Source organism: Bradyrhizobium niftali (genome assembly GCF_004571025.1).
Classification (GTDB): Bacteria; Pseudomonadota; Alphaproteobacteria; order Rhizobiales; family Xanthobacteraceae; genus Bradyrhizobium; species Bradyrhizobium niftali.
Map to the genome: position 1 here is coordinate 92,411 of NZ_SPQT01000015.1, position 25,194 is coordinate 117,604.

A 25,194-nucleotide genomic window follows, 5' to 3' on the forward strand; every position below is an offset into this window, starting at 1 on the left:
GCCACAAAGACTTGTGGTTATGGGTCCCGGCCTTCGCCGGGACGACGGAACACGGCGCGACCCGCTCACGACCTGAACAGCCGCGTATACTGCGTCTCGTGCCGCAGACTGGCGAGGTCTGCGCGAAACGTCGCGCTGCCGAGATCGTCCAGCGTTGCACTCAGCGCACGATTGGCGGTCGCGGCAACCGCTGCTTCCAGCCGCACCAGCACGCGCTGGCTGTCGGTCTGGCCGAGCGGAATGAGGCGACTGGCCGCGGAAATCCAGTTCGAGACCACAGCGTGCAGGAAGGCGTGCAGCGTCGGCGCCAGCGGAACGCCGTGCATCGCGGCGACCACGCCGACCGCGACGGGGTAGACCAATGGCGTGCCGCATGCCGCAACCATGGCATCCAGTCCCTCCGCATCCCACGCGGCGCGGGCGATGTCGATGAAAGCGCGGCCCTGCGAGCTCGTTTCGAGCTGCCGCTCGCGCGACGGCACGAAGGCGCTCGCGAGCTCAGCGATGTCGCGCAAGGCAGTCTCCTCGCCCGCTTCAGTGGCGCGATAAGCCTGGACCAGGAACGTCGCATCGCAGAAGCCCGAACCGTCGCCGAGCATCGCATCGAGCCAGTCGGCGAGCGCCGCCGTGTCGGTGATATCACCAGCCTCGACCGCCCATTCGATCCCGCTGGAATAGGAGAAGCCGCCGACGGGAAACGCCGGCGACAGCCAGGTCATCAGCCGGTACAGCGCCGCCGCCTCGCACGCGGCGAGGTCACCGGCATTGACCGGCTCATTTGTGGTCATGAGCATGCTTGTGGCCGTGGTGGTGGTCGGGATGGTCGCAATGCTCGTCGTGATGATGGTGATCGTGCCCATGGTCATGCGCGGCATGATAATGGGCATGGTGATCGTGGCCATGATGATCATGGCCGTGGTGGTCATGATGATGGTCGCCATGATCGTGATGGCCGTGATCATGATGCGCATGGTCATCGTGGCCGTGCGCATGACCGGCATCGGCGTAGGCGCCGCCTTCGGGATCGAACGGCGCCTCGATCTCGACGACACGCGCGCCAAGACCCTTCACCATGGCCTCGATGACGTGGTCGCGGCGGATGCGCAAGGCTTTGGCCATGATCTGCGTCGGCAAATGACGGTTGCCGAGGTGCCAGCCGACGCGGATGAGGTGGTGCGGATCGCGGCCGCGGATCTCGAGCAGCGGCTCGGGCGCCGCAACCACTTCGACCAGCCGGCCGTCCTCCAGCACCAGCGCATCGCCGCCGCGCAGTGCAACGGCGTTCTCCAGGTCGAGCAGGAATTCGAGCCCCCGCGTCCCCGTCATCGCCATGCGGCGGCGGTGCCGATCGTCGAAATCGAGCACGACCGTGTCCGCTGGTGCTTCGGTGAAGCGGTGCTGTCCCCTAACCTGCGTCGCCCGGATCATTCGCTTCTACCCTGTTACCGTGTCTCGACCTTCTCGGGCGTGATCACTTCGACCTTCGGCGGCGCCGTGAAGCATTTCACCGCAATGCGGCCGAACGTCTTCATGTGCTCCATGCCACGATGCGGCACCAGCGCCTCGGCATTCTCCCACTGCTCGACGAACACCATCTTGGTCGGATCGGTGACGCTTTCATGCATATCATAGGCGATATTGCCGGGCTCTTTCCGCGTCTCCTTGATGCAGGCGGTGGCGGCTGCAATGAACTCGGCGCGGGTCTCGGGCTTGATGGTCAAGGTGGCAACGACGTAGATCACGAGAAATCCTCCCGGCTTTTCTTCTGGGTTCAAGATACCGGGCGGGACATTAGACCAGGCGGGATCGAACGCAACACCGTAAAACCGTCCCCGGACATGCTCCGGGGACCGGGGCGCTATTTCAGTACATGAAATATCGCTGCGCCATCGGCAGCACTTCGGCGGGCGCGCAGGTCAGGAGTTCACCGTCGGCGCGGACCTCATAGGTCTCCGGATCGACCTCGATATTGGGCGTGGCGCCGTTGTGGATCATGCTCTTCTTGGAGATTTTTCCGCGGGTGTTCTGGACGGCATAGAGCTTCTTCTCGATACCGAGCTTGCGCGCCAGCCCGCCGGTGATCGCAGCCTTGGAGGTGAACACCACGGAAGACGCCGTGCGCGCCTTGCCGAAGGCGCCGAACATCGGCTGGTAGTGCACCGGCTGCGGCGTCGGGATCGAGGCGTTGGGATCGCCCATGGGCGCGGCAACGATCGTGCCGCCCTTGACGATGCAGTCCGGCTTGACGCCGAAGAAGGCCGGCGACCACAGCACGAGATCGGCGAGCTTGCCCTTCTCCACCGATCCGATCAGCTTCGAGACGCCATGGGCGATCGCAGGGTTGATCGTGTATTTGGCGATGTAGCGCTTGACGCGGAAATTGTCGTTGTCCTTGCCCTTGTCCTGCGGCAGCGACCCGCGCTGCTTCTTCATCTTGTCGGCGGTCTGCCATGTGCGGATGATGACCTCGCCGAGACGGCCCATGGCCTGGGAATCCGAGGACATCATCGAGAGCGCGCCGAGATCGTGCAGGATGTCCTCGGCCGCGATGGTCTCTTTCCGGATACGGCTTTCGGCGAACGCCAGATCTTCCGCGATCGAGGGATCGAGGTGGTGGCACACCATCAGCATGTCGAGATGCTCGTCGATGGTGTTGCGGGTGAACGGCCGCGTCGGATTGGTGGAGGACGGCAGCACGTTCTTCAGCCCGGCGACCTTGATGATATCAGGGGCGTGACCGCCGCCGGCGCCTTCGGTGTGGAAGGCGTGGATGGTCCGCCCCTCGAACGCCTTGATCGTATCCTCGACGAAGCCGGATTCGTTCAGCGTGTCGGTGTGGATCATGACCTGGATGTCGTAATCGTCGGCCACCGACAGGCAATTGTCGATCGCGGCCGGCGTGGTGCCCCAGTCTTCGTGCAGCTTCAGCGCGCAGGCGCCGCCCTTGATCATCTCGACCAGCGGCGCGGGGCGCGAGGCGTTGCCCTTGCCGGAAATGCCGAGATTGACCGGGAACGCGTCGAACGACTGGATCATCCGCCCCATGTGCCACGGGCCCGGCGTGCAGGTCGTCGCAAAGGTGCCGTGCGAGGGACCGGTGCCGCCGCCCAGCATCGAGGTGACGCCGCTCATCAGCGCGTGCTCGATCTGCTGCGGGCAGATGAAATGGATGTGGCTGTCGAACCCGCCGGCGGTGAGGATCTTGCCCTCGCCCGCGATCACGTCGGTGCCGGGGCCGATGATGATGGTGACACCCGGCTGGATGTCGGGATTGCCGGCCTTGCCGATCGCGGAGATCATGCCGTCCTTGATCGCGACGTCGGCCTTCACGATGCCCCAGTGGTCGACGATCAGCGCATTGGTGATGACGGTGTCGGCCGCGCCCTGCTTGTTGGTCACCTGCGACTGCCCCATGCCGTCGCGGATCACCTTGCCGCCGCCGAACTTCACCTCCTCGCCATAGACGGTGAAATCCTTCTCCACCTCGATGATGAGATCGGTGTCGGCGAGCCTGACCTTGTCGCCGGTGGTCGGGCCGAACATGTCGGCATAGACGGAACGCTTAATTTTGACGGACATCACAAGCCCCGTTTGCGTTTGAATGTTGTGTGAGTGCTCACAGCGAGGCCCTCGCTCGTCGCACCATGTTGTCGAATGCTGTGTCGAGCCACGGATTGCCGCCGCGACAACCGGCAACGACCTGCTCGGCCCAGCCGGTGTAATCGACGAGATCGTCGCGCTCTTCAGTAGTTGGATCGAGCTGGATCCGCGCGCCGATATTGCTGATCTTGTCGGCGATCTTGATCAGTTTTGCGCCCGCAGATTTCTTCGGCGCATCGACCACCTGTCGCTGCCGCCGCTCGGCCTTGGGCAAGCTCATGTCGTCCGTGCATTCGACGACGAGCGAAGCGACGCGGTCGGAGAATTTCTGTGCAAGCTCCTCGCGCGTCGTCTCAGTGTCCTCGATCGCATCGTGAAGCCAGCCGGCAGCGACAAGTTCGGCATCCCCACCATCGGTCGCGGTCGCAAGCAAGTTCGCGACTTCGGCGAGATGATTGATATACGGCTCCTGGCCCCGCCCCTTGCGCGCCATGCCGTTGTGCCGGCGCGCAGCCAGCTCAGCAGCTTCCGAGATGAGGCGGACGGCGGGGAGCATGCCTCACAGCTTCCCCATCACGTCGCCGCGGAAGCCGTAGATGGTCTTCTTGCCGGCGAGCGCGACGAGCTGGACGTCGCGGGTCTGGCCGGGCTCGAAGCGGACGGCGGTGCCGGCGGCGATGTCGAGGCGCATGCCGCGGGCCTTCTTGCGATCGAACTTCAGTGCCGGGTTGGTCTCGAAGAAATGGTAGTGCGAGCCGACCTGGATCGGGCGGTCACCGGTGTTGGCGACAGTGAGCGTCACGGTCTTGCGGCCGGCATTGAGCTCGATCTCGCCGTCCTGGATGAAGAGTTCGCCGGGGATCATTCTGCCTTCCTCCGTCATTCCGGGGCTCGCGGAGCGAGAACCCGGAATCTCGATCAACAATCTCTGGATTTCCGGGTTCGCGCTGCGGGCGCCCCGGAATGACGAATCTAAATCACCTGATCGGCTCGTGCACGGTGACGAGCTTGGTGCCATCCGGGAACGTCGCCTCGACCTGGATGTCGTGGATCATCTCGGGGATTCCAGGCATCACCTGGTCGCGGGTCAGCACCTGCGCGCCGGACTGCATCAGCTCGGCGACAGTGCGGCCATCGCGCGCACCTTCGAGGATGAAATCGGAAATGATCGCGATCGCCTCGGGATGGTTGAGCTTGACGCCGCGGTCCAGCCTGCGGCGCGCCACGATGGCCGCCATCGAGATCAGAAGCTTGTCCTTTTCGCGGGGAGACAGGTTCATGCGAAATCTCTTCCGTTCAACACGTCAATTCAACCACAGCCGCGGCAACGCCGCACCGGTACGCGCCAGCACCGCCATCATGTCGGCGCGCAAGCGCGCCGCATCTTGGGCACAGAACCGCGCCATTGCAAAGCCATTCCAGGCCGAGATTCCGACCTCGCCGGCGAAGGATTCCGAGGCCTCCCGAATGCGCTCGATGAGCGCCTCGTCGCCGGGGACGATCAGCGCCGTGCCGATCGCGGCGCCCCCCTTGGCCACCGCGGACCTCGCGAGTTTCGCGCCTATATTGCCGTCGAGCCTGACGGTCTCGGCAAAGACCAGCCGGCCGCCGCGGGAGAGCCGCCAGCGGTCGACGAACTCGCCCTGCTCCATCCGCTCACCCATGGCAGTGCGGCCGAACACCACGATCTCGCAAAGCAGAAGCGAGGCCGCCTCATCGAGCGCGATGTCGAAGCGACGATGGACACGGGCACGATCAAACAGAATGGTCTCCTGCGGCAGCCAGGACAGATGCGCGCCTGCGCCGACCTTCAGGGCGATATTGAGCTCTGCCGCCGGGCCCGGCGCGCGATAGACCTTCTCCGCGGCCGCCGTGGTCAGCGTCAGCCGCGTGGCATCGGCCGCTGATATCTCGACATCGAAGCGATCACCGCCGGCAACGCCACCGGCCGTGTTGACGAACACGCCGGAGAGCCCCTCATCCTCCGGCGAAGGAAAGCGCACACGCAGCGAGCCGGATTCATGCAACGCACCGCGCCGCGTCACGCCGTCGCGCGCGTGCACGTCGAACCTGACCGCGCCGCGGGCGCGGTTGGCTTCGAATATGGTGGACGTGACTGATAGTTCGCTGCGCATCCGCCTCCCCAGCCGGTCGCGGCACAAATGGCTTACAGAGCCATCTGACGGCTGATCTCGCTCGCGTCGAGATTGGTGCGGTCGCAGGTGAACTTCACCGCGCCGCGATCCATCACGGCGAAACTGTCGCCGAGTTCGCAGGCAAAGTCGAGATATTGTTCGACCAGCACGATGGCGATGTTGCCGAGGTTGCGCAAGTAGGAGATGGCGCGGCCGATGTCCTTGATGATCGAGGGCTGGATGCCCTCGGTCGGCTCGTCGAGCAGCAGCAGCTTCGGCCGCATCACCAGGGCACGCCCGATCGCGAGCTGCTGTTGCTGGCCGCCGGAGAGGTCGCCGCCGCGCCGGCCGAGCATGGATTGCAGCACCGGAAACAGCGAGAACACGTCGTCCGGGATGTGCTTGTCCTCGCGCTTGAGCGGACCGAAGCCGGTCTTGAGATTCTCCTCGACCGTCAGCAGCGGAAAGATCTCGCGGCCCTGCGGCACGAAGCCGATGCCCTTGCGCGCCCGCTCGTAAGGCTTGAGGCCCGTGATGTCGCTACCGTCGAACACGATCGCGCCCGAGGAGATCGGATATTGCCCAACCATGGCACGCAGCAGCGAGGTTTTGCCGACGCCGTTGCGCCCGAGCACGCAAGTCACCTTGCCGGGCTCGGCCGCGATCGAGACGCCGCGCAGCGCCTGCGCCGCACCGTAGAACAGGTTGATGTCTTTGACTTCGAGCATCGGTCAGCGTCCCAGATAGACTTCGATGACCCGCTCGTTGGACGAGACCTGGTCGATGGTTCCTTCCGCGAGCACCGTGCCTTCATGCAGGCAGGTGACCTTGACGCCGAGCTCGCGCACGAACGTCATGTCGTGCTCGACCACCATGACGGTGTGGGTCTTGTTGATCTCCTTCAGCAGCTCGGCCGTGAGATGCGTCTCGACGTCGGTCATGCCGGCGACGGGCTCGTCGACCAGAAGCAGCTTTGGATCCTGCGCCAGCAGCATGCCGATCTCGAGCCACTGCTTCTGGCCGTGGCTGAGGCTGCCGGCGAGGCGGTTGCGCGACTCGGTGAGGCGGATCGTCTCCAGCACCTTGTCGATGCGCTCGGACTCGGCCTTGCTGCCGCGCCAGAACAGCGTGCCCTTGACGCTGTGGTCGACATTGAGCGCCAGCAGCAGATTGTCCTGCACGGTCTGGCTCTCGAACACGGTCGGTTTCTGGAATTTGCGGCCGATGCCGAGCTCGGCGATGCGGGTCTCGTCCAGCCGCGTCAGGTCGGTGACGCCGTCGAACAGCACCGTGCCCTCGTCCGGCTTGGTCTTGCCGGTGATGATATCCATCATCGTGGTCTTGCCGGCGCCGTTCGGGCCTATGATGGCGCGCATCTCGCCGGGTGCGAGCGTCAGAGAGAGGTTGTTGATGGCGTGGAAGCCGTCGAACGAGACGTGCACGCCGTCGAGATAGAGCATCGCGGAGGTTGCGCGGGTGTCCATGACGTTCATTGCGCTTCCTCCGCCATCTTGGGTTCGCTGACGCCGTCCTCGGCCGCGGCACTCACAGTCGTCTCGGCCGGGCGCTTTTCCTGCGACGAAGCCCACCAGGCATTGAAGGTGCCGACGATGCCCTTGGGCAGCAGAAGCGTCACCAGGATGAAAAGCGCGCCGAGCATGAACAGCCAGTATGGCGCCAGCATGCCGGAGGTGAAGAACGTCTTTGCGTAATTGACGACGACGGCGCCGAGCGCCGCGCCCACCAGCGTGCCGCGGCCGCCGACCGCGACCCAGATCACCGCCTCGATCGAATTGCCCGGCGCGAATTCGCTCGGATTGATGATGCCGACCTGCGGCACGTAGAGCGCGCCGGCAACGCCGGCCATGCAGGCCGACACCGTGAACACGAACAGCTTGTAGGATTCGACACGGTAGCCGAGGAAGCGGGTACGCGATTCCGCGTCACGCACCGCGATCAGCACCTTGCCGAGCTTGGACGAGACGATGGCGCGGCAGATCAGGAAGCCCAGGATCAGCGCCAGGCAGCTCAGCGCAAACAGCGCGGCACGGGTGCCTTCGGCCTGCACGTTGAAGCCCAGGATGTCCTTGAAGTCGGTCAGGCCGTTGTTGCCGCCGAAGCCGAAATCATTGCGGAAGAAGGCAAGCAGCAGCGCATAGGTCATCGCCTGCGTGATGATCGACAGATACACACCGGTGACGCGGGAGCGGAAGGCGAGCCAGCCGAAGCAGAAGGCGAGCAGGCCGGGCACGACCAGCACCATCAGCGCGGCGAACCAGAACATGTCGAAGCCGTACCAGTACCAGGGCAGCTTCGAATAGTTCAGGAACACCATGAAGTCGGGCAGGATCGGGTTGCCGTAGACGCCGCGGGTGCCGATCTGCCGCATCAGGTACATGCCCATCGCGTAGCCGCCGAGCGCGAAGAAAGCGCCGTGGCCGAGCGAGAGGATGCCGCAATAGCCCCAGATCAGGTCGATCGCGAGGGCCAGGATGGCGTAGCAGACATATTTGCCCCAGAGCGCGACCAGGTAGGTCGGCACTTGCAGGAACGAGCCCGCGGGCAGCAGCAGGTTTGACAACGGGATCAACACGCCCAGCGCGGCGACAACCAGCAGGAAGACAGTCGCGCCGCGGTCCAGCGATCGCGTCAGCATGTGAGGGGTCATGCTTCCACCGCACGGCCCTTGAGCGCGAACAGGCCGCGCGGCCGCTTTTGAATGAACAGGATGATGAGAACCAGGATGGCGATCTTGCCGAGCACGGCGCCTGCCACCGGCTCCAGGAACTTGTTGGCGATGCCGAGCGTGAAGGCGCCGACCAGCGTGCCCCAGAGATTGCCGACCCCACCGAACACCACGACCATGAAGCTGTCGATGATATAGCTCTGGCCGAGATTGGGGCTGACATTGTCGATCTGCGACAGCGCCACGCCGGCGATGCCGGCAATGCCCGAACCGAGGCCGAAGGTGAGCGCGTCGACGCGCGAGGTGGCGATCCCCATCGAGGCCGCCATGCGGCGGTTCTGCGTCACGGCGCGCATCTCGAGGCCCAGCGCGGTGTAGCGCAGCATCGCCAGCAGGATCGCGAACACGGCGAGCGTGAAGCAGAGGATCCACAGCCGGTTATAGGTGATGGTGATCTGGCCGAGCTCGAAGGCGCCGCTCATCCAGGAGGGATTGCCGACCTCGCGGTTGGTCGGGCCGAACATGGTGCGGACGGCCTGCTGGAGCACCAGCGACAGGCCCCAGGTCGCCAGCAGCGTCTCCAGTGGACGGCCGTAGAGGAAGCGGATGATGCTGCGCTCGATCAGAACGCCGATCGCGCCGGCGACGAGAAAGGCGAGCGGCACGGCGATCAGCAACGAATAGTCGAACAGGCCGGGATAACGGGTGCGGATCACCTCCTGCACCACGAAGGTGGTGTAGGCCCCGATCATCACCATCTCGCCATGAGCCATGTTGATGACGCCCATCACGCCGAAGGTGATGGCGAGCCCGATCGCCGCGAGCAGCAGCACCGAGCCGAGCGAGAGGCCGTACCAGGCATTCTGTACCGTGGACCAGATCGCGAGCGAGCTCTGGATCGAGCCGATCGCACTCGCGGCGGCCTTGGTCACCGAGGCCGGCTGGTCGCCCATGCCGGTGAGCAGCGCCATCGCCTCCTGGTCGCCGCGCGCCTTGAGGGTGGCGACGGCCTCGAGCTTCTCCACCTCGGTGGCGTCGGACTTGAACAGCAGGATCGCCGCGCGGGCGTCGCCGAGCGCAGCCTTGACGGATTTGTTGGTTTCCTTGGCGAGCGCGGCATTGACGGCTTCGAGCGCGGTCTCCTCATGCGACTTGAAGACAGACTGCGCGGCCTGGAGGCGCGTTCCGACATCCGGCGACTGAAGCGTCAGGCTGCCGACCGCGGCATCGACGCTGCGGCGCAGGCGATTGTTGAGACGGACCGCGCTCGCGCTGTCGGGAACGCTGGCGACGGACTGGCCGGTCGCCGCATCGATCGACTTGCCGTCGGCGCCGGTGACGTAGACCTTCTTGCTGTCCGGATCGGCCATGAGGCGGCCGTCCTGGAGCGCGCTGATGATGGGAAAGGCCAGCGGATTGCCGCTGCTCGCGACCACGCCGATCGCTTCTTCCGTGTCGGAATAATCATCGTTGGCGAATTTGGCGACCGCATCCTCGAACGGACCGGCGAAGGCCGGCAGTGCGAACGCGATCAGGAATAACGAGAGCAGGAGCGAACAGAGGCGGGCGGACAAATTGGCTAGCACTGTGAATGACCCCGGCAGAAATGGGTGGAGAAGGCGGCAGGATCGCCGCCTTCTCCAGTCGCGTAGTGGAGCGTCAGATCCGGATCAGGAGCCCGAACCCAGGCACTTGTTGGTCTTGGTGTTGAAGTTGCCGCACTTCTTGCCGACCCAATCGCCGATCAGGTCCTTGGAGCCGTCGAGCTCCTTCGACCAGGCGTCGCCAGCGACAAGACCCGGGGTCTTCCAGACCACGTCGAACTGACCGTTCGCCTTGATCTCGCCGATGAACACCGGCTTGGTGATGTGGTGGTTCGGAAGCATCTTGGAGGTGCCGCCGGTCAGGTTCTTGGCTTCGATGCCCGGGAGAGCGTCGATGACCTTGTCGGGATCGGTCGACTTCACCTTCTCGACCGCCTTGACCCACATGTCGAAGCCGATCACGTGCGCTTCCATCGGATCGTTGGTCACGCGCTTCGGATTCTTGGTGTAGGCCTGCCACGCCTTGATGAACTTCTCGTTCTCCGGCGACTTGATCGACTGGAAGTAGTTCCAGGCGGCCAGATGGCCGAGCAGCGGCTTGGTGTCGATGCCGGCGAGCTCTTCCTCACCCACCGAGAACGCGACCACCGGGATGTCCTTCGCCTTGATGCCCTGGTTGCCGAGCTCCTTGTAGAAGGGGACGTTGGCGTCGCCGTTGATGGTCGAGACCACCGCGGTCTTCTTGCCGGCCGAGCCGAACTTCTTGATGTCGGCCACGATCGTCTGCCAGTCGGAGTGACCGAACGGCGTGTAGTTGATCATGATGTCTTCCTGGGCGACACCCTTCGACTTCAGATAGGCTTCCAGGATCTTGTTGGTGGTGCGCGGATAGACGTAGTCGGTGCCCGCGAGCACCCAGCGCTTCACCTTCTCGTCCTTCATCAGGTAGTCGACGGCGGGGATCGCCTGCTGGTTCGGCGCAGCACCCGTGTAGAACACGTTGCGCTCGCTCTCCTCGCCCTCGTACTGCACGGGGTAGAACAGGATGTTGTTCAGCTCCTTGAACACCGGGAGCACCGACTTGCGCGACACCGAGGTCCAGCAGCCGAACACGACCGAGACCTTGTCCTTGGTGATCAGCTCGCGGGCCTTTTCGGCGAACAGCGGCCAGTTCGAAGCGGGATCGACGACGACGGCTTCGAGCTTCTTGCCGAGCACGCCGCCCTTCTTGTTCTGCTCATCGATCAGGAAGAGGATGGTGTCCTTCAGCGTGGTTTCGCTGATGGCCATGGTGCCGGAGAGAGAGTGAAGCACACCGACCTTGATGGTGTCGTCCGCGGCCTTCGCGCCGGAAATTGAGGCCAGACCGAGCATCAGTCCGGCGGTCGCAGCGAGCACGCCGCGGCGGCTAAATGACGCCGCTATATCGTGAGTGGATTTGGTAAGCATTTGTGTATCATCTCCCTGACGCAGACGTGAAAACGCTGCGAAACGGCCCCACGGCCGCCTGCGGTTAACGGAATCGCAAGAACCATGCCATGGGCTGGACACACACCAAGCCATTGGTTTTATTCGAAAAACTGGCAAAAATCGAAATTTAGCCGCAGTCTGATTGCTCAAGACTTGAGCAAATAAATTGTATGCTAATGTGGCAGACAGTGCGTTTTTTGAGCAAAACGATACCTCTGTCTAAATTTCCGGCATAACTATTTCTGCACCGCAAACGCCGTTTCGGGCCAACCTGCCTTGAAAGCGCCCGCTCAATGTTCCATATGGACGGTCGAGACCTCTTGCGAATCAAGGGGTCGTTGCGAGCCGCGTGTTCTTAAGCCCTCTACGGGCGTCTGGCTTGCCCCATATCTCCCAAGCCATCCGACACCCCAAACACGCAGGTGTCTTCTCGACACCCGTTTGCGCGCGCCGCGCTGAATGCGCCGGGCGCCCGCCTTTGACATGGAAAGAACCCATCTTTTGACTTCGTTTCAGGACTTCGGCCTCGCCGAACCGATCGCGCGTGCTCTCTCCGAAGAGAACTACGTCACCCCCACCCCCATCCAGGCCCAGACCATTCCCACGGCGCTGACCGGCCGCGACGTCGTCGGCATCGCCCAGACCGGCACCGGCAAGACCGCGTCCTTCGCGCTGCCGATCCTGCACCGCCTACTCGAGCACCGCATCAAGCCGCAGCCGAAGACCACCCGCGTCCTGGTCCTGTCGCCCACCCGCGAGCTGTCCGGCCAGATCCTCGACAGCTTCAACGCCTATGGCCGCCACATCCGCCTGTCCTCGACGCTCGCCATCGGCGGCGTGCCGATGGGCCGTCAGGTCCGCTCGCTGATGCAGGGCGTCGAAGTGCTGGTCGCCACCCCCGGCCGCCTGCTCGACCTCGTGCAGAGCAACGGGCTGAAGCTTGGCAGCGTCGAATTCCTCGTGCTCGACGAGGCCGACCGCATGCTCGACATGGGCTTCATCAACGACATCCGGAAGATCGTTGCCAAGCTGCCGATCAAGCGGCAGACGCTGTTCTTCTCGGCCACCATGCCCAAGGACATCGCCGAGCTCGCCGACTCCATGCTGCGTGATCCCGCCCGTGTCGCGGTGACCCCGGTCTCCTCGACCGCCGAGCGGATCAACCAGCGCATCCTCCAGGTCGACTTCTCGGCCAAGCCCGCCTTCCTGACCAAGCTCCTGAAGGACGAGCCGATCAACCGCGCGCTGGTCTTCACCCGCACCAAGCACGGCGCCGATAAGGTGGTGAAGACGCTCGAGAAGGCCGGCATTGCCGCCAGCGCCATCCACGGCAACAAGTCGCAGAACCATCGCGAGCGCACGCTCGCCCAGTTCCGCTCCGGCGACATCCGCACGCTGGTCGCCACCGACATCGCCGCTCGTGGCATCGACGTCGACGGCATCACCCACGTCATCAATTTCGACCTGCCCAACGTGCCCGAGACCTACGTCCACCGCATCGGCCGCACCGCGCGCGCCGGCGCAGAGGGCACCGCGATCTCGCTGGTCGCAGGCGGCGAGGAGCTCAGCTATCTCCGCGACATCGAGCGGCTGATCAAGGTGGCGCTGACGCGCGAAGACCTCCGCACCGATGCCGGTCGCCGCGATGCAGGTCCTCCCTCGCCGCAGCAACGACAGGGCCGGCCGGGCCGCCCGGGCCAGCGTCCGCAAGGCGCACGGCACGGTGACGGACGGCGTGCCGACGAAAGGCATGCCGACGGACGCCACCATAGCGCCGGCAAGCAGGGTGATGGACGGCCCGGTGAAGGCCGGCATGGCGACGGAAGGCATGTTGAAGGAAGGCCCGGCAGCGGCCCGAAGGCCTCCAAGGGGTCTCGTCGCCGCCGCTCCGGCGGTAAGATGCATTCTTCGCCGACCGACCGTCCGGAACAGCGTTCCGCGCATAGCGCTGGGACGTCTGATGGGATACAAGGCGTTGCCTTTTTGCGCCGCGAGAGTCGGCCGAACGGCCAATCGACCCGCAAACCCTACTCGCACTAGCCGTCCACGACCTGGAGACATTCATGGCTAAGGAAGAGCTGATCCAGTTCGAAGGACTGGTCACCGAAATCCTCCCCGACGCCCGCTACCGCGTGCAGCTCGATGCCGGACACGAGATCGTTGCCTACACCGCCGGCAAGATGAAGAAGAACCGCATCAAGACGCTCGCGGGCGACCGCGTGACGGTGGAGATGTCGCCCTACGATCTCGAGAAGGGCCGACTGATTTTCCGCCACAAGGACGAACGTCCCGCATCATCCGGCGGACCGCCGCGGGGTGGCGCGCAGCGCGGTGGTCAGTTCCGTCGCCGCTAAGCGGCGAACGACCATTCCGCGCGCAAGCGCGGAATTAAAATGCTGACCTGTATGCTGATCTGCCGCGCACATCGCGGCGGATCAAAAAATCGTGCGCGTCAGGATTGTTTTGAAGCCCCATTTCCAATAAAATGAATTAATCGATTTTCGGCCGGACGACATTGGCATCCACCGGTACAGCCGGTTCAGACACGCTGACGACCCTTCCAGAAATTCGATCTAACCTGCCCGCGCGAGCGGGCTCTTACATTGTGTTATCTGAGAAGGAACTACCCCCGTGAGCATGGGAACCGTGAAGTGGTTTAACGCGACCAAGGGCTTTGGCTTCATCCAGCCCGACGACGGCGGCAAGGACGTGTTCGTGCACATCAGCGCCGTCGAGCGCGCTGGCCTCGGCACGCTGCGCGAAGGCCAGAAGATCTCCTACGAGATCGTTGCCGATCGCCGGTCCGGCAAGTCGGCCGCCGACAATCTTCGCTCCGCCGGCTGAGCCAACGGACCTTCGGTCCGGATCGGCTCGAGCGAGCAAACCAAAACAACAGAAAAGGCCGTGCGCGACGCACGGCCTTTTTTCATGTTCGACGAACCGGGAGAATCCCTCCTCGCCGGTGCGAGAGGCCGGACCGGACCGCACGATCCTGCCCGGCAATCCCGCCTATCAGTCTTGCTAGTTGGTCTTGCTAGTTGGGCTTGGCGCCGGCGTTGCCGCTGGCATTGTTGCTCAGCGTACCGGCCTGGCTCATCGTGGTGTTGAAGAAATTGTCGCTGTCGCCCAGCGTCACGCGACGCTGGCAAATCGGCATGCAGCTATAGGACTCGCGCTCGACCCCGCGATAGACAGTGACGAGCCGGTCGCTCGGACCTTCGACCTGGATCTGGCGATCGACCAGGATCTCGCCGCCCCTATCGAGCGCGATGAAATTGGTGGCGCCGTAGCCCTTGCCGGTCACGACGATCATGCCGCCGGGCTGGAGCGTGACGTCGGCGATGAGGGGATTGCCGACGACGATGGTCGCCACCTTACCGGGCAGCCGGACCAGCTTGGCCTGATCGACATTGACGGCGATGGTGTCGGCGGTGGATTCGGCAAGACCGGCAGCCGGCGATGCCAGCACCGCGGCCACAACCAGAAGACACACGCGCGCATGGCGACGCAGCAGTTCTTTACGCATACTCTTACTCCCGGGACGTCACAAACCGGCAGAAGCGATCAGATAACAGCGGAGCCGGTGCCCGACCGCGCTAACCTGCCCTCAATTCGTGAACGTTCCGCAAATTCGCCGACTATTGTTTGAACGGACTGGCGCTTTGCGGCCTTCGCGGTCGTGCTAGCGGCGGAACGGATAGGCGAACTGGCCCGCGATCTCCTTGGGCATGGTCGCTTCGTCCTTGCCGTAATCCTGCGGCAGTTGCCCTTCCGGCATGCGGAAGGTGCCGAACAGCACGTCCCACAGAGGGAAGGTCCCGGCGAAATTGGTGTCGCCACCCTCCTCGAGCGAGGTGTGGTGCCAGCGGTGGAACACCGGCGTTGCCAGCACGTATTTGAACGGCCCGAAGGTCCAGTTCAGGTTGGCGTGCACGAAGGCCGAGTGGAAGGTCGTGAACGGGGCAAGCCAGACCATGACGTTCGGGGAGATGCCGGCCATCAGCAGCGCGACGTCGACCCCGATCGAACCGAGCATGAGATTGACGGGATGGAAGCGGGCCGCCGAAATCCAGCTTATCTCCTCCGAGGAGTGATGGATCGCGTGATACTTCCAGAACTCGCCGCCGTGGAACAACCGGTGCAGCCAGTACAGCATGAAATCCGACAGGACCAGGAATAGAACAGCCTGGACCCAGAGCGGCAACAGCGCCAGCGGGCCGTGGCCATTGTCGTAGAAGGCGATGAGATCGTCGGCATCGTGGATGTTGAAGAGGAGGCTCGCGCCGACGATCAAGAGCCCGATCCGCATTGTGCGGGCGAACACCGGAACGAAGAACCAGTAGCAGATGTCGGTCACGATCTCCCGCTTGCGCCACCAGGGCGTGCCGGGATTGCAGGCCCAGAAATGCTCGAGCACGGTGAAGACGGCCGCGAGCGCGAGGGTGATGGGGACCACCTTCGCGATGGTCTCGCCGAGCATCAGGGCGACTTGCATGGGCAGGCTCGACATCGTCGCCTCTCTTCCGAATTGCTGGTCCTCCTACGCCTACTCCGCGAAATTTAAAGGAGGATGAAGCCGGCGGCGCACTTGCGCCACATTCGGAACCGGAGCGAATTCCAGCCGGCGTCTTAAGGTGAAATTCACTCTGGGTAAAAGCATCGCGCAGGGATCGGGTTTGCACGATCGAATTAACTTCACCGAAAGAGCTCGGCTTTCATGGTTATCGCGTCAAAGACAGCGCCGAACGAGGCGATCCAACCCCAGATGGAGTTTGTTCATGAAGAACCTGATTGCGCGTTTCGCCAAGGATGAATCCGGCGCCACCGCCATCGAATACGGCCTGATCGCCGCCGGCATCGCGCTGGCCATCATCACCGTCGTCAACAACCTCGGCACCACGCTGAACACCAAGTTCACCTCGATCAGCACGTCGCTGAAGTAAGCGAGCGACAAGCGACGGCAAACGCCCCGGATCTCCGGGGCCTTTGTTTTTCCGAGTACGGCGAGTTCCAGTGGCGTTGCGCAAGTACAGAACCGATGCCGCGGTTGCGGCGGGCGAGGCGGAGGCGGCGCAGACCGGCTCGCCGACCTACTGGGTCTGCCTTGCACTGCTGCTTGCGACGCTCGCACTCGCCGCACGCATTGCCAGCCTCTGGTGAGCCCGCCTCTCGCGGGCCCGCCTGTCAAAGCCGCCGCCGTTGTCGGTTTGTTTAGCACTGCCGGCTAGCATCGGGCGACGCCAGATCTCGCGACGAACCCCGGCCTCAAGACGCAGCCCATGACCCTCGACCTTGCGCGCCTTCTGCTCTTCCCGGCCTTGATGGCGTTCGCCGCCGCGAGCGATCTCTTCACGATGACCATCTCGAACCGCGTCTCGCTGGCGCTGGTCGCGGGCTTCTTCGCGCTCGCACTCGCCGGTGGCATGGCACCTTACGAGGTGCTCGGTCATGTCGGCGCCGGCGCGCTTGTCCTGGTCGGCGCCTTCACTTGTTTTGCGATGGGCTGGGTCGGCGGTGGCGACGCCAAGGTCGCGGCCTCCGTCGCGCTCTGGTTCGGCTTCGCACAGCTGATGAACTTCCTGCTCTACGCCTCGCTGTTCGGCGGCGCGCTGACGCTGCTCCTGCTCCAGTTCCGGCAATGGCCGCTGCCCTACGGCCTCGCGGGCCAGGCCTGGCTCGCACGACTGCACGCCAAGGAGAGCGGCATTCCCTACGGCATCGCGCTCGCACTGAGCGCGCTGATGGTCTACCCGGAGACCGAATGGGTGAAGGCGATCGACCTCGCTCATCTCGCACTGCGCTGAACGTTCCGGGTAAACCCGGCGTTAAGCCGATTTAGATACGCCTCATTAACCATGCTTTGACGAATAGCTGGTCAACTGCCGATTACGGCGGCGGCTGCGTCGCGGCGTTAGTTTGGAAAGTGAAGCGTATGAATAGGGCACGCATTGTCGTCCTGACGGTCGCCATCTGCGCCGGCGGTGTCGCCGCGTACCTGGCGAGCGGCTCGGACAATTCTGCGCCGCCTCCGGCGGCTCCGGTCGCGCAGCTTCCAACTGTCGACGTGCTGGTGGCCAAGAACGACATCGGCCTCGGCCAGACCGTAAAACCGGAAGACGTGCAATGGCAGACCTGGCCGGCAGCGACCGCCAGCACCACCTTCATCCGCCGCAACGAGCGCCCCGAGGGCGTGACCCAGGTGACCGGTTCGATCGCGCGCGCCCCCTTCATCCAGGGTGAGCCGATCCGCGACCAGAAACTGGTCAAGGCCGAAGGCTCCGGCTTCATGGCGGCAATCCTGCCCACCGGCATGCGCGCGATCTCGACCGAGATATCGCCCGAGACCGGCGCAGGCGGCTTCATCCTGCCCAACGACCGCGTCGACGTGCTTCTGACGCGCCGCCTCAAGAACCCGGACCCGAACAGCGGCGCCCCTGATATCGTCACGTCCGAGATCATCCTGGCCAACATCCGCGTCCTGGCCATCGACCAGGCACCGAAGGAGAAGGACGGCCAGAATACGGTGGTCGGCAAGACCGTCACCCTCGAGCTCAATCCCGCGCAGACGGCGACGCTTTCTGCCGCCCGCCAGAGCGGCACTCTGTCGCTGGCGCTGCGCAGCATCGTCGACGTCAAGATGAGCGAGATCACGCTCGATGATTCCGCACAGAAGCGCGATGGCGTTTCGATCATTCGCTACGGTATCCCAAGCTCGACGGCGAAGGCACGATGAGGGCAGTCGATATGAAATGCAGGGCAGATTTGGCGACGATGCGAACCTCAATGGTCCGCGCCCTGTCGTTTTCGGCCGCTCTCGCGCTGGTGCTCAATCCGGCGCTGAGCCCCGTGGTCGCCGCCGACTACCGCCCCGTGGCGCCGGTCGCGGCCGACGGCCAGATGAACGCGCGCTTCCTCTCCCTCGGCGTCGGCAAGTCCATCGTGATCGACCTCCCGCGCGACATCAAGGATGTGCTGGTCGCCGATCCCAAGATCGCCAATGCGGTGGTCCGCTCGTCGCAGCGCGCCTACATCATCGGCGCCACGGTCGGCCAGACCAACATCGTGTTCTTCGATTCCGCCGGCCAGCAGATCGCGGCCTATGACATCGCGGTCAAGCGCGACCTCAACGGCGTGCGGGCGGCGCTGAAGCAAATCCTGCCCAATTCCGACATCCAGATCGACGGCCTCGGCGAAGGCGTCGTGCTGACCGGCACGGCCGCGAACCCGATGGAAGCGCAGCAGGCCAACGATCTCGCCGCGCGCCTCGCCGGCGGCGCCGACAAGGTGGTGAACTCGATCGTGGTCCGCGGCCGCGACCAGGTCATGCTCAAGGTGACGGTCGCCGAAGTCGCGCGCAACATCGTCAAGCAGCTCGGCATCGACCTCACCGCCAACCTGAACTACGGCACGTCCGTGGTGAGCTTCACCAACTCCAACCCGTTCACCGCTCTTGGCAAGAATCTGGTAGACGGCAACAGCCTGACCACGAAGTTCGGCGCGACGCCGTCGGTGCAGGCCACCCTGCGCGCGATGGAGACCGCCGGCGTGATCCGGACGCTGGCCGAGCCGAACCTGACCGCGATCTCCGGCGAGTCGGCGACCTTCATCGCCGGCGGCGAATTCCCGGTACCGGCGGGCTACGCGTGCGATCCCACGACGCATGTCTGTACCACCCAGATCAGCTTCAAGAAGTTCGGCATCTCGCTCAACTTCACGCCCGTGGTGCTGACCGAGGGCAAGATCAGCCTGCGGGTGATGACCGAGGTTTCGGAACTGTCGAACGAGAATGCGATCACGCTGTCGCAGGCCGTGACCTTGTCGACGGTGAACTCGCTCACCGTGCCTTCGATCAAGACCCGCCGGGCGGAGACGTCGCTGGAGATTCCCTCCGGCGGTGCGATGGCGATGGCCGGCCTGATCCAGCAGCAGACCAAGCAGGCGGTCAGCGGGCTGCCGGGCATGATGCAGCTGCCGATCCTCGGCGCGCTGTTCCGCAGCCGCGACTTCGTCAACAACGCAACTGAGCTGGTCGTGATCGTGACGCCTTATATCGTTCGCGCAGTGGCGCAGAAGGACCTGTCGCGGCCGGATGACGGCTTCTCCGCGCCTGCCGATCCGCAGGTCGAGCTGCTCGGCAACATCAACCGCATCTACGGCGTGCCTGGCCGGACCGAACCGGCCCGGAACTACCGCGGCACCTACGGCTTCATCACCGACTAAAGCGGAACGGGGACTTCGTTATGACCACAAGACCACCCCAGATTCGCAGAGGCGCCATCGGCGTCGGTGGCGCGCTCGTCGGCATTGCGCTTGCGCTCGGCGGCTGCCAGCACGACGAAGCGGTCACCGCCTCCATTCCCGACAGCTACAAGCAGCGTCATCCGATCGCGATCGAGGAGCAGAACCGCTCGATCGTCGTCTTCGTCGGCCACGCTCGCGGCGGGTTGACCGCGGCCCAGCGCGCCGACGTGATGGGTCTGGCATCGGCCTGGCTGCATGAAGGCACCGGCGCCATCCATATCGACGTGCCGTCCGGGACGCCCAACGCGCGTCCGGTCGCGGAGTCGATGCGTGAGATCCAGGCGATGCTGGCGGCGGCGGGCGTTCCGCCACGCGGTATCATCGCCCGCCCCTACCAGCCGGAAGACAAGCGCTTCCTGCCGCCGATCCGGTTGACCTATTCCAAGATCGCCGCGGTCGCGGGCCCCTGCGGGCTGTGGCCGGAGGACATCGGCCCCTCGATCAAGAACAGGAGCTGGTTCGAGAACAAGGAATACTACAATTACGGTTGCGCCTATCAGCGCAACCTCGCAGCCATGGTCGACAATCCGTCGGACCTCGAGCAGCCCCGGCCGGAGACTCCCTCCTATACGATACGGCGCACCGCTGCGTTCGAGAAGTATCGCAAGGGTGTACCGACGGCGGTCGCCTATCCTGAGGCCGACAAGGCCAAACTCAGCGACACCGGCAGATGATCAGCTACGCCAGGCAAACACACGAAGAGCAGCCGGAAGCAGCTTCGCCACCGGTCGAGGAGCATATTGCGCCTGCGCCGCGCGTCTCGGTCCAGGCCTTCTGCGAGACCGTGGAAACTGCTGCCGCGGTACAATCGGCCGGCGAGGATCGACGTCTCGGCAAGGCCCACCTGAAGATCCAGATGGGCGGCATGGCGGCTGCGGTCGAAGCCTACCGCTCGGCGCCCACGCCGAACGTGATCGTGCTCGAGAGCGACGGGCGCAACGACCTCCTGGGCGGGCTCGACCAGCTCGCCACCGTCTGCGACGCCGGCACCCGTGTGGTCGTGATCGGCCGCATCAACGACGTCACGCTGTATCGCGAGCTGGTGCGCCGCGGCGTCAGCGACTACGTGCTCGCGCCGGTTGGCGCGATCGACGTCGTGCGCTCGATCTGCAACCTGTTCTCCGCGCCGGAAGCCAAGGCGGTCGGCCGCATCATCGCCGTGGTCGGCGCCAAGGGCGGCGTCGGCGCGTCCACGATCTCCCATAACGTCGCCTGGGCGATCGCGCGCGACCTTGCGATGGACGCGGTCGTCGCCGATCTCGACCTCGCCTTCGGCACCGCCGGGCTCGACTACAACCAGGACCCACCGCAGGGCATTGCGGACGCCGTGTTCTCGCCCGATCGCGTCGATACCGCCTTCATCGACCGCCTGCTGTCGAAATGCACCGACCACCTAAGCCTGCTGGCGGCGCCGGCGACGCTCGACCGGGTCTATGATTTCGGCACCGATGCCTTCGATGCCGTATTCGACACGCTGCGCTCCACCATGCCTTGCATCGTGCTCGACATCCCGCACCAATGGTCGGGCTGGACCAAGCGCGCTCTGATCGGGGCCGACGACATCCTGATCGTGGCGGCGCCCGATCTCGCCAATCTGCGCAATGCCAAGAACCTGTTCGACCTGTTGAAGGCAGCGCGCCCCAACGACCGGCCGCCGCTCTACTGCCTGAACCAGGTCGGAGTGCCGAAACGTCCCGAAATCGCCGCTGCGGAGTTCGCCAAGGCGATCGAGAGCCAGCCGGTCGTCTCGATCCCGTTCGAGCCGCAGATCTTCGGCTCGGCAGCCAACAACGGCCAGATGATCGCGGAGATCTCCGCCAACCACAAGTCGATCGAGATGTTCCTCCAGATCGCCCAGCGCCTGACCGGCCGCAGCGAAACGAAGAAACAAAAGTCGTCCCTGCTTTCACCCCTGATTGAGAAGTTGCGGGGAAAATAAGCCGCCGCATGGAGTCGTTAAGTGTTTGGTAAGCGTAGCGGAACAGACACCGACCTTCGGGCCCCAAAGCCCGGCGCCGTGTCGCCAGAGCCTGCCCCGGCTCCGGCGCCGACGGTGTCGCGCGCGCCGCCCCCGCCGGTCGTCGCCTCGCCGCCGCTTGCCCCGGCGAGGCCTGCGCCGGCGATGGAAACCCGCCGTTCGGACAATTACTACGAGGTCAAGGCGACCATCTTCGGCGCGCTGATCGAGGCCATCGACCTCGCCCAGCTCGCCAAGCTCGACTCGGAGTCGGCCCGCGAGGAAATCCGCGACATCGTCAACGAGATCATCGCGATCAAGAACATCGTGATGTCGATCGCCGAGCAGGAAGAGCTGCTCGACGACATCTGCAACGACGTTCTGGGCTACGGTCCGCTCGAGCCGCTGCTGTCGCGCGACGACATCGCGGACATCATGGTCAACGGCGCCAACACCGTCTACATCGAAGTCGCTGGCAAGATCCAGCGCACGGGCATCCGCTTCCGTGACAACCAGCAGCTCCTCAACATCTGTCAGCGCATCGTCAGCCAGGTCGGCCGGCGTGTCGACGAATCCTCGCCGATCTGCGACGCGCGTCTAGCCGACGGCTCCCGCGTCAACGCCATCGTGCCGCCGCTGTCGATCGACGGGCCCACACTCACCATCCGCAAATTCAAGAAGGACAAGCTGACGCTGGATCAGCTCGTCAAGTTCGGCGCAATCTCGCCGGAGGGTGCGGAAATCCTCCAGATCATCGGCCGCGTCCGCTGCAACGTGCTGATCTCCGGCGGCACCGGCTCGGGCAAGACCACTCTGCTCAACTGTCTGACCAATTATATCGAGCACGACGAGCGCGTCATCACATGCGAGGACGCGGCCGAGCTCCAGCTCCAGCAGCCCCATGTGGTGCGGCTGGAAACCCGCCCGCCCAACATCGAAGGCGAAGGCCAGGTCACCATGCGCGAGCTGGTGCGCAATTGCCTGCGTATGCGCCCCGAACGCATCATCGTCGGCGAAGTCCGCGGCCCCGAGGCGTTCGACCTGCTTCAGGCCATGAACACCGGCCACGACGGCTCGATGGGCACGTTGCACGCCAACAACCCGCGCGAGGCGCTGTCGCGCTGCGAATCCATGATCACGATGGGCGGCTTCTCGCTGCCGTCGCGGACCATCCGCGAGATGATCTGCGCCTCGATCGACGTCATCGTCCAGGCCGCGCGCCTGCGCGACGGTTCGCGCCGCATCACCCACATCACCGAGGTGATGGGCATGGAAGGCGACACCATCATCACCCAGGACATCTTCCTCTACGACATGGTCGGCGAGGACGCCAACGGCAAGATCATCGGGCGGCATCGCTCGACCGGCATCGGCCGTCCGAAGTTCTGGGAACGCGCTCGCTATTACGGCGAGGAGAAGCGCCTTGGCGCCGCGCTCGACGCGGCCGAAGTGGCGCAGCAGACGTGAGCAGGTCAGCGCCGCCATGAACATGCAGGTCCTCGCCCTCGCCTTCCTCGCCACCGCCGCTGTCGGCGGCATCGCCTGGGTGTTCCTCTATCCGTTGCTGTCCGGGGAGCGGAAGGCGGAAAGCCGCCGCGCCTCGATCGCGCGCGCCGACGCGCCCATGGCCAAGCAGACCGAGAAGAGCCAGCGCTCGCGCCGTGAACAGGTCGAGACTTCGCTGAAGGATCTCGAGGCCCGACGTCAGCAGGAGAAGAGCGTTCCGCTCAGCGTCCGTCTGTCGCAGGCGGGGCTGGACTGGACGCCGCAGAAATTCTGGATCGCGTCCGCCGTCGTGGCGGGCGTGCTGTTCGCGGTTGCCATGTTCGTCGGTGGCGGCCTGCTCGGCGCCGCCGGCCTCGCCTTCGCCGGCGGCTTCGGACTGCCGCGCTGGGCACTCAGCTTCCTGAAGAAGCGCCGCGAAAACAAATTCCTGGCGGCGCTGCCCGACGCCGTCGACGTGATCGTCCGCGGCATCAAGGCGGGCCTGCCGCTGTTCGAATCGATCAAGGTGGTCGCCGCCGATTCGCCCGAGCCGCTGCGCAGCGAATTCCTGGCCATCATCGAGACACAGGCGATCGGCATGCCGCTCGGCGAAGCCTGCTCGCGCCTCTACGATCGCATGCCGCTGCCGGAAGCGAATTTCTTCGGCATCGTGATCTCGATCCAGCAGAAGTCGGGCGGCAACCTCTCCGAAGCGCTGGGCAACCTCTCCAAGGTGCTGCGCGACCGCAAGAAGATGAGGGAAAAGATCCAGGCGATGTCGATGGAGGCCAAGGCCTCGGCCGGCATCATCGGCTCGCTGCCGCCGATCGTGATGTTCCTCGTCTATCTCACGACACCGCACTACATCTCCCTGTTGTGGACCCATCCTACCGGCCAGCTCATGCTGGTCGCCTGCGTCGTCTGGATGTCGATCGGCATCATGGTGATGAAGAAGATGATCAACTTCGATTTCTGACGGTGGCGTATGGTCGAATTTCTCGTTTCGAAACTGCATGACGTCCGCTTCATGACCATGCTGCTGGCGGCCATCGCCGCCAGCGCCACCGTCTATACGCTGGTGATGCCCCTGTTCGCAGGCGAGGGCCTCTCCAAGCGCATGAAGGCGGTGGCGAGCGAGCGCGAGCGGATCCGGCAGCGCGAGCGCGAGCGCCTCAACAAGAGCGAGAAGGTCTCGCTGCGCCAGACGCCGAAGCAGCTCGTCTCCAAGGTCGTCGAGGATTTCAACCTCACCAAATGGCTCGCGCAGGAAGCTGCCCGCGACAAGCTCATCATGGCCGGCTACCGCGGTCAGGCGCCGTACGTCACCTTTCTGTTTGCGCGCATGGTCGCCCCGCTCGCCCTGTTCGTGGGCTCGGTCCTGTACGTGTTCCTGATCGCGCATATGGACAAGCCGATGCCGGTCAAGATCGGGATCTGCGTCGGCGCCGCCTATCTCGGGCTTCAGGCCCCGATGCTGTTCCTCAAGAACGCGATCTCCAAGCGCCAGCTCTCGATCAAGCGCGCCTTTCCCGACGCGCTCGACCTGCTGCTGATCTGCATCGAATCCGGCATGTCGGTCGAAATGGCGTTCCGGAAAGTCGCCACCGAGATCGTCGGCCAGTCGATCGCACTGTCGGAAGAGTTCACGCTGACCACCGCCGAGCTGTCCTATTTGCAGGACCGCAAGGTCGCCTATGAGAACCTGGCGCGGCGCACCGGGCTCGAGGGCGTCAAGTCGGTGTGTCTGGCGCTTCAGCAGGCGGAACGTTACGGCACTCCGCTCGGACATTCCCTGCGCGTCATGGCGCAGGAAAACCGCGACATGCGCATGAACGAGGCCGAGAAGAAGGCCGCCGCGCTGCCGCCGAAGCTGACGGTGCCGATGATCCTGTTCTTCCTGCCGGTGCTGTTCGTCGTCATTCTCGGGCCGACCGGCATCAAGATCTCCGAGATGCAATAACGCAAGACGTGGCCGCGCGCGGTTCGCGCGAGCGGCTTCAGGATGAGACGATCAGG

At 64.4% G+C, this 25,194-nt stretch carries 28 protein-coding genes; 13 read left to right on the forward strand and 15 right to left on the reverse strand.

The features are described 5' to 3' along the window. Nucleotides 1-65: 65 nt before the first annotated feature. The 13 genes from E4K65_RS24515 to urtA form a co-directional block, all read right to left on the reverse strand. Nucleotides 66-794 (reverse strand): urease accessory protein UreF, encoded by a 729-nt coding sequence (locus E4K65_RS24515; protein WP_135176333.1) that lies wholly within the window; start codon nt 792-794, stop codon nt 66-68. Beyond that, nucleotides 775-1,428 (reverse strand): urease accessory protein UreE, encoded by a 654-nt coding sequence (locus tag E4K65_RS24520; RefSeq protein WP_135176334.1) that lies wholly within the window; start codon nt 1,426-1,428, stop codon nt 775-777. The genes E4K65_RS24515 and E4K65_RS24520 overlap by 20 nt, the downstream gene beginning before the upstream one ends. Nucleotides 1,429-1,442: 14 nt before the next feature. Beyond that, nucleotides 1,443-1,742, reverse strand: a complete 300-nt coding sequence (locus tag E4K65_RS24525) for a putative quinol monooxygenase (protein WP_027544239.1) — start codon at nt 1,740-1,742, stop codon at nt 1,443-1,445. Between the two features lie 121 nt (nt 1,743-1,863). Beyond that, a complete protein-coding gene (gene ureC, locus E4K65_RS24530) occupies nt 1,864-3,579 on the reverse strand; it encodes an urease subunit alpha (protein WP_135176335.1) in 1,716 nt (571 codons plus the stop codon). A gap of 37 nt (nt 3,580-3,616) precedes the next feature. Then, nucleotides 3,617-4,156, reverse strand: coding sequence for an HD domain-containing protein (locus tag E4K65_RS24535; RefSeq protein WP_135176336.1), 540 nt, complete (start codon nt 4,154-4,156; stop codon nt 3,617-3,619). Between the two features lie 3 nt (nt 4,157-4,159). After that, complete coding sequence (locus E4K65_RS24540) at nt 4,160-4,465, reverse strand: urease subunit beta (protein WP_025576653.1); 306 nt, start codon at nt 4,463-4,465, stop codon at nt 4,160-4,162. A 112-nt stretch (nt 4,466-4,577) separates the two neighbouring features. Continuing rightward, complete coding sequence (locus E4K65_RS24545; protein ID WP_007605424.1) at nt 4,578-4,880, reverse strand: urease subunit gamma; 303 nt, start codon at nt 4,878-4,880, stop codon at nt 4,578-4,580. Nucleotides 4,881-4,904: 24 nt separating this feature from the next. Next, nucleotides 4,905-5,735, reverse strand: a complete 831-nt coding sequence (locus tag E4K65_RS24550; protein WP_025576655.1) for an urease accessory protein UreD — start codon at nt 5,733-5,735, stop codon at nt 4,905-4,907. A gap of 32 nt (nt 5,736-5,767) precedes the next feature. After that, nucleotides 5,768-6,463, reverse strand: a complete 696-nt coding sequence (gene urtE / locus E4K65_RS24555; protein ID WP_025576656.1) for an urea ABC transporter ATP-binding subunit UrtE — start codon at nt 6,461-6,463, stop codon at nt 5,768-5,770. Between the two features lie 3 nt (nt 6,464-6,466). After that, the gene (urtD, locus tag E4K65_RS24560; protein WP_027544245.1) at nt 6,467-7,228 is read right to left on the reverse strand and encodes an urea ABC transporter ATP-binding protein UrtD; all 762 of its coding nucleotides are present in this window, start codon (nt 7,226-7,228) and stop codon (nt 6,467-6,469) included. Further along, nucleotides 7,225-8,403, reverse strand: coding sequence for an urea ABC transporter permease subunit UrtC (urtC, locus tag E4K65_RS24565; RefSeq protein ID WP_135176337.1), 1,179 nt, complete (start codon nt 8,401-8,403; stop codon nt 7,225-7,227). Before urtC ends, urtD begins: the two co-directional genes overlap by 4 nt. Then, on the reverse strand, nt 8,400-10,007 hold the full coding sequence (gene urtB / locus E4K65_RS24570) for an urea ABC transporter permease subunit UrtB (protein ID WP_135176338.1): 1,608 nt from the start codon (nt 10,005-10,007) through the stop codon (nt 8,400-8,402). The genes urtC and urtB overlap by 4 nt, the downstream gene beginning before the upstream one ends. A gap of 84 nt (nt 10,008-10,091) precedes the next feature. Next, nucleotides 10,092-11,414, reverse strand: a complete 1,323-nt coding sequence (gene urtA / locus E4K65_RS24575; protein WP_025576786.1) for an urea ABC transporter substrate-binding protein — start codon at nt 11,412-11,414, stop codon at nt 10,092-10,094. 480 nt (nt 11,415-11,894) lie between these two features. Between urtA and E4K65_RS24580 the strand changes: the two genes are divergently transcribed. The 3 genes from E4K65_RS24580 to E4K65_RS24590 all read left to right on the forward strand — a co-directional run bounded on the left by E4K65_RS24580 (nt 11,895) and on the right by E4K65_RS24590 (nt 14,279). After that, nucleotides 11,895-13,475 carry a DEAD/DEAH box helicase gene (locus tag E4K65_RS24580; protein ID WP_135176340.1) on the forward strand — a complete coding sequence of 527 codons (1,581 nt, stop codon included), beginning with the start codon at nt 11,895-11,897 and terminating at the stop codon, nt 13,473-13,475. A 23-nt stretch (nt 13,476-13,498) separates the two neighbouring features. Next, nucleotides 13,499-13,789: a translation initiation factor IF-1 gene (gene infA / locus E4K65_RS24585; RefSeq protein WP_027544250.1), complete on the forward strand. Its 291-nt coding sequence runs from the start codon at nt 13,499-13,501 to the stop codon at nt 13,787-13,789. 277 nt (nt 13,790-14,066) lie between these two features. Next, nucleotides 14,067-14,279 carry a cold-shock protein gene (locus tag E4K65_RS24590; RefSeq protein ID WP_011084262.1) on the forward strand — a complete coding sequence of 71 codons (213 nt, stop codon included), beginning with the start codon at nt 14,067-14,069 and terminating at the stop codon, nt 14,277-14,279. 190 nt (nt 14,280-14,469) lie between these two features. Here the strand turns inward: E4K65_RS24590 and E4K65_RS24595 are convergent, their stop codons facing one another. Then, nucleotides 14,470-14,961, reverse strand: coding sequence for a pilus assembly protein N-terminal domain-containing protein (locus tag E4K65_RS24595; protein WP_135176341.1), 492 nt, complete (start codon nt 14,959-14,961; stop codon nt 14,470-14,472). A gap of 156 nt (nt 14,962-15,117) precedes the next feature. Further along, nucleotides 15,118-15,945: a sterol desaturase family protein gene (locus tag E4K65_RS24600; protein WP_135176342.1), complete on the reverse strand. Its 828-nt coding sequence runs from the start codon at nt 15,943-15,945 to the stop codon at nt 15,118-15,120. 268 nt (nt 15,946-16,213) lie between these two features. Here E4K65_RS24600 and E4K65_RS24605 point away from each other — a divergent pair, with 268 nt between their 5' ends. The 10 genes from E4K65_RS24605 (at nt 16,214) to E4K65_RS24645 (ending at nt 25,138) form a co-directional block, all read left to right on the forward strand. Further along, nucleotides 16,214-16,378 (forward strand): Flp family type IVb pilin, encoded by a 165-nt coding sequence (locus E4K65_RS24605; RefSeq protein WP_027544253.1) that lies wholly within the window; start codon nt 16,214-16,216, stop codon nt 16,376-16,378. Nucleotides 16,379-16,448: 70 nt separating this feature from the next. Continuing rightward, on the forward strand, nt 16,449-16,595 hold the full coding sequence (locus tag E4K65_RS47430) for a hypothetical protein (protein ID WP_167771103.1): 147 nt from the start codon (nt 16,449-16,451) through the stop codon (nt 16,593-16,595). A 119-nt stretch (nt 16,596-16,714) separates the two neighbouring features. Continuing rightward, nucleotides 16,715-17,239: an A24 family peptidase gene (locus E4K65_RS24610; RefSeq protein ID WP_135176343.1), complete on the forward strand. Its 525-nt coding sequence runs from the start codon at nt 16,715-16,717 to the stop codon at nt 17,237-17,239. Nucleotides 17,240-17,367: 128 nt separating this feature from the next. Further along, nucleotides 17,368-18,168, forward strand: a complete 801-nt coding sequence (cpaB, locus tag E4K65_RS24615) for a Flp pilus assembly protein CpaB (protein WP_167771104.1) — start codon at nt 17,368-17,370, stop codon at nt 18,166-18,168. Nucleotides 18,169-18,179: 11 nt separating this feature from the next. Beyond that, a complete protein-coding gene (locus E4K65_RS24620; RefSeq protein ID WP_167771105.1) occupies nt 18,180-19,655 on the forward strand; it encodes a type II and III secretion system protein family protein in 1,476 nt (491 codons plus the stop codon). A gap of 20 nt (nt 19,656-19,675) precedes the next feature. Continuing rightward, the gene (locus E4K65_RS24625; RefSeq protein WP_135176346.1) at nt 19,676-20,410 is read left to right on the forward strand and encodes a CpaD family pilus assembly protein; all 735 of its coding nucleotides are present in this window, start codon (nt 19,676-19,678) and stop codon (nt 20,408-20,410) included. Further along, a complete protein-coding gene (locus tag E4K65_RS24630; RefSeq protein ID WP_135176347.1) occupies nt 20,407-21,675 on the forward strand; it encodes a CpaE/TadZ family protein in 1,269 nt (422 codons plus the stop codon). The genes E4K65_RS24625 and E4K65_RS24630 overlap by 4 nt, the downstream gene beginning before the upstream one ends. Nucleotides 21,676-21,696: 21 nt before the next feature. Beyond that, a complete protein-coding gene (locus tag E4K65_RS24635; RefSeq protein WP_027544259.1) occupies nt 21,697-23,160 on the forward strand; it encodes a TadA family conjugal transfer-associated ATPase in 1,464 nt (487 codons plus the stop codon). Between the two features lie 16 nt (nt 23,161-23,176). Next, the gene (locus E4K65_RS24640; protein WP_135176452.1) at nt 23,177-24,154 is read left to right on the forward strand and encodes a type II secretion system F family protein; all 978 of its coding nucleotides are present in this window, start codon (nt 23,177-23,179) and stop codon (nt 24,152-24,154) included. Nucleotides 24,155-24,163: 9 nt separating this feature from the next. Further along, the gene (locus E4K65_RS24645) at nt 24,164-25,138 is read left to right on the forward strand and encodes a type II secretion system F family protein (RefSeq protein ID WP_135176348.1); all 975 of its coding nucleotides are present in this window, start codon (nt 24,164-24,166) and stop codon (nt 25,136-25,138) included. Nucleotides 25,139-25,194: the final 56 nt, after the last annotated feature.

What these genes read in the sequence shown, in the direction of transcription:
- E4K65_RS24515 (WP_135176333.1), bottom strand. Translation starts at nt 794, where the DNA reads ATGCTCATGACCACAAATGAGCCGGTCAATGCCGGTGACCTCGCCGCG.
- E4K65_RS24520 (WP_135176334.1), bottom strand. Translation starts at nt 1,428, where the DNA reads ATGATCCGGGCGACGCAGGTTAGGGGACAGCACCGCTTCACCGAAGCA.
- ureC (WP_135176335.1), bottom strand. Translation starts at nt 3,579, where the DNA reads ATGTCCGTCAAAATTAAGCGTTCCGTCTATGCCGACATGTTCGGCCCG.
- E4K65_RS24535 (WP_135176336.1), bottom strand. Translation starts at nt 4,156, where the DNA reads ATGCTCCCCGCCGTCCGCCTCATCTCGGAAGCTGCTGAGCTGGCTGCG.
- E4K65_RS24540 (WP_025576653.1), bottom strand. Translation starts at nt 4,465, where the DNA reads ATGATCCCCGGCGAACTCTTCATCCAGGACGGCGAGATCGAGCTCAAT.
- E4K65_RS24545 (WP_007605424.1), bottom strand. Translation starts at nt 4,880, where the DNA reads ATGAACCTGTCTCCCCGCGAAAAGGACAAGCTTCTGATCTCGATGGCG.
- E4K65_RS24550 (WP_025576655.1), bottom strand. Translation starts at nt 5,735, where the DNA reads ATGCGCAGCGAACTATCAGTCACGTCCACCATATTCGAAGCCAACCGC.
- urtE (WP_025576656.1), bottom strand. Translation starts at nt 6,463, where the DNA reads ATGCTCGAAGTCAAAGACATCAACCTGTTCTACGGTGCGGCGCAGGCG.
- urtD (WP_027544245.1), bottom strand. Translation starts at nt 7,228, where the DNA reads ATGAACGTCATGGACACCCGCGCAACCTCCGCGATGCTCTATCTCGAC.
- urtC (WP_135176337.1), bottom strand. Translation starts at nt 8,403, where the DNA reads ATGACCCCTCACATGCTGACGCGATCGCTGGACCGCGGCGCGACTGTC.
- urtA (WP_025576786.1), bottom strand. Translation starts at nt 11,414, where the DNA reads ATGCTTACCAAATCCACTCACGATATAGCGGCGTCATTTAGCCGCCGC.
- E4K65_RS24580 (WP_135176340.1), top strand. Translation starts at nt 11,895, where the DNA reads ATGCGCCGGGCGCCCGCCTTTGACATGGAAAGAACCCATCTTTTGACT.
- infA (WP_027544250.1), top strand. Translation starts at nt 13,499, where the DNA reads ATGGCTAAGGAAGAGCTGATCCAGTTCGAAGGACTGGTCACCGAAATC.
- E4K65_RS24595 (WP_135176341.1), bottom strand. Translation starts at nt 14,961, where the DNA reads ATGCGTAAAGAACTGCTGCGTCGCCATGCGCGCGTGTGTCTTCTGGTT.
- E4K65_RS24600 (WP_135176342.1), bottom strand. Translation starts at nt 15,945, where the DNA reads ATGTCGAGCCTGCCCATGCAAGTCGCCCTGATGCTCGGCGAGACCATC.
- E4K65_RS24605 (WP_027544253.1), top strand. Translation starts at nt 16,214, where the DNA reads ATGAAGAACCTGATTGCGCGTTTCGCCAAGGATGAATCCGGCGCCACC.
- E4K65_RS24610 (WP_135176343.1), top strand. Translation starts at nt 16,715, where the DNA reads ATGACCCTCGACCTTGCGCGCCTTCTGCTCTTCCCGGCCTTGATGGCG.
- cpaB (WP_167771104.1), top strand. Translation starts at nt 17,368, where the DNA reads ATGAATAGGGCACGCATTGTCGTCCTGACGGTCGCCATCTGCGCCGGC.
- E4K65_RS24620 (WP_167771105.1), top strand. Translation starts at nt 18,180, where the DNA reads ATGAAATGCAGGGCAGATTTGGCGACGATGCGAACCTCAATGGTCCGC.
- E4K65_RS24625 (WP_135176346.1), top strand. Translation starts at nt 19,676, where the DNA reads ATGACCACAAGACCACCCCAGATTCGCAGAGGCGCCATCGGCGTCGGT.
- E4K65_RS24630 (WP_135176347.1), top strand. Translation starts at nt 20,407, where the DNA reads ATGATCAGCTACGCCAGGCAAACACACGAAGAGCAGCCGGAAGCAGCT.
- E4K65_RS24640 (WP_135176452.1), top strand. Translation starts at nt 23,177, where the DNA reads ATGAACATGCAGGTCCTCGCCCTCGCCTTCCTCGCCACCGCCGCTGTC.
- E4K65_RS24645 (WP_135176348.1), top strand. Translation starts at nt 24,164, where the DNA reads ATGGTCGAATTTCTCGTTTCGAAACTGCATGACGTCCGCTTCATGACC.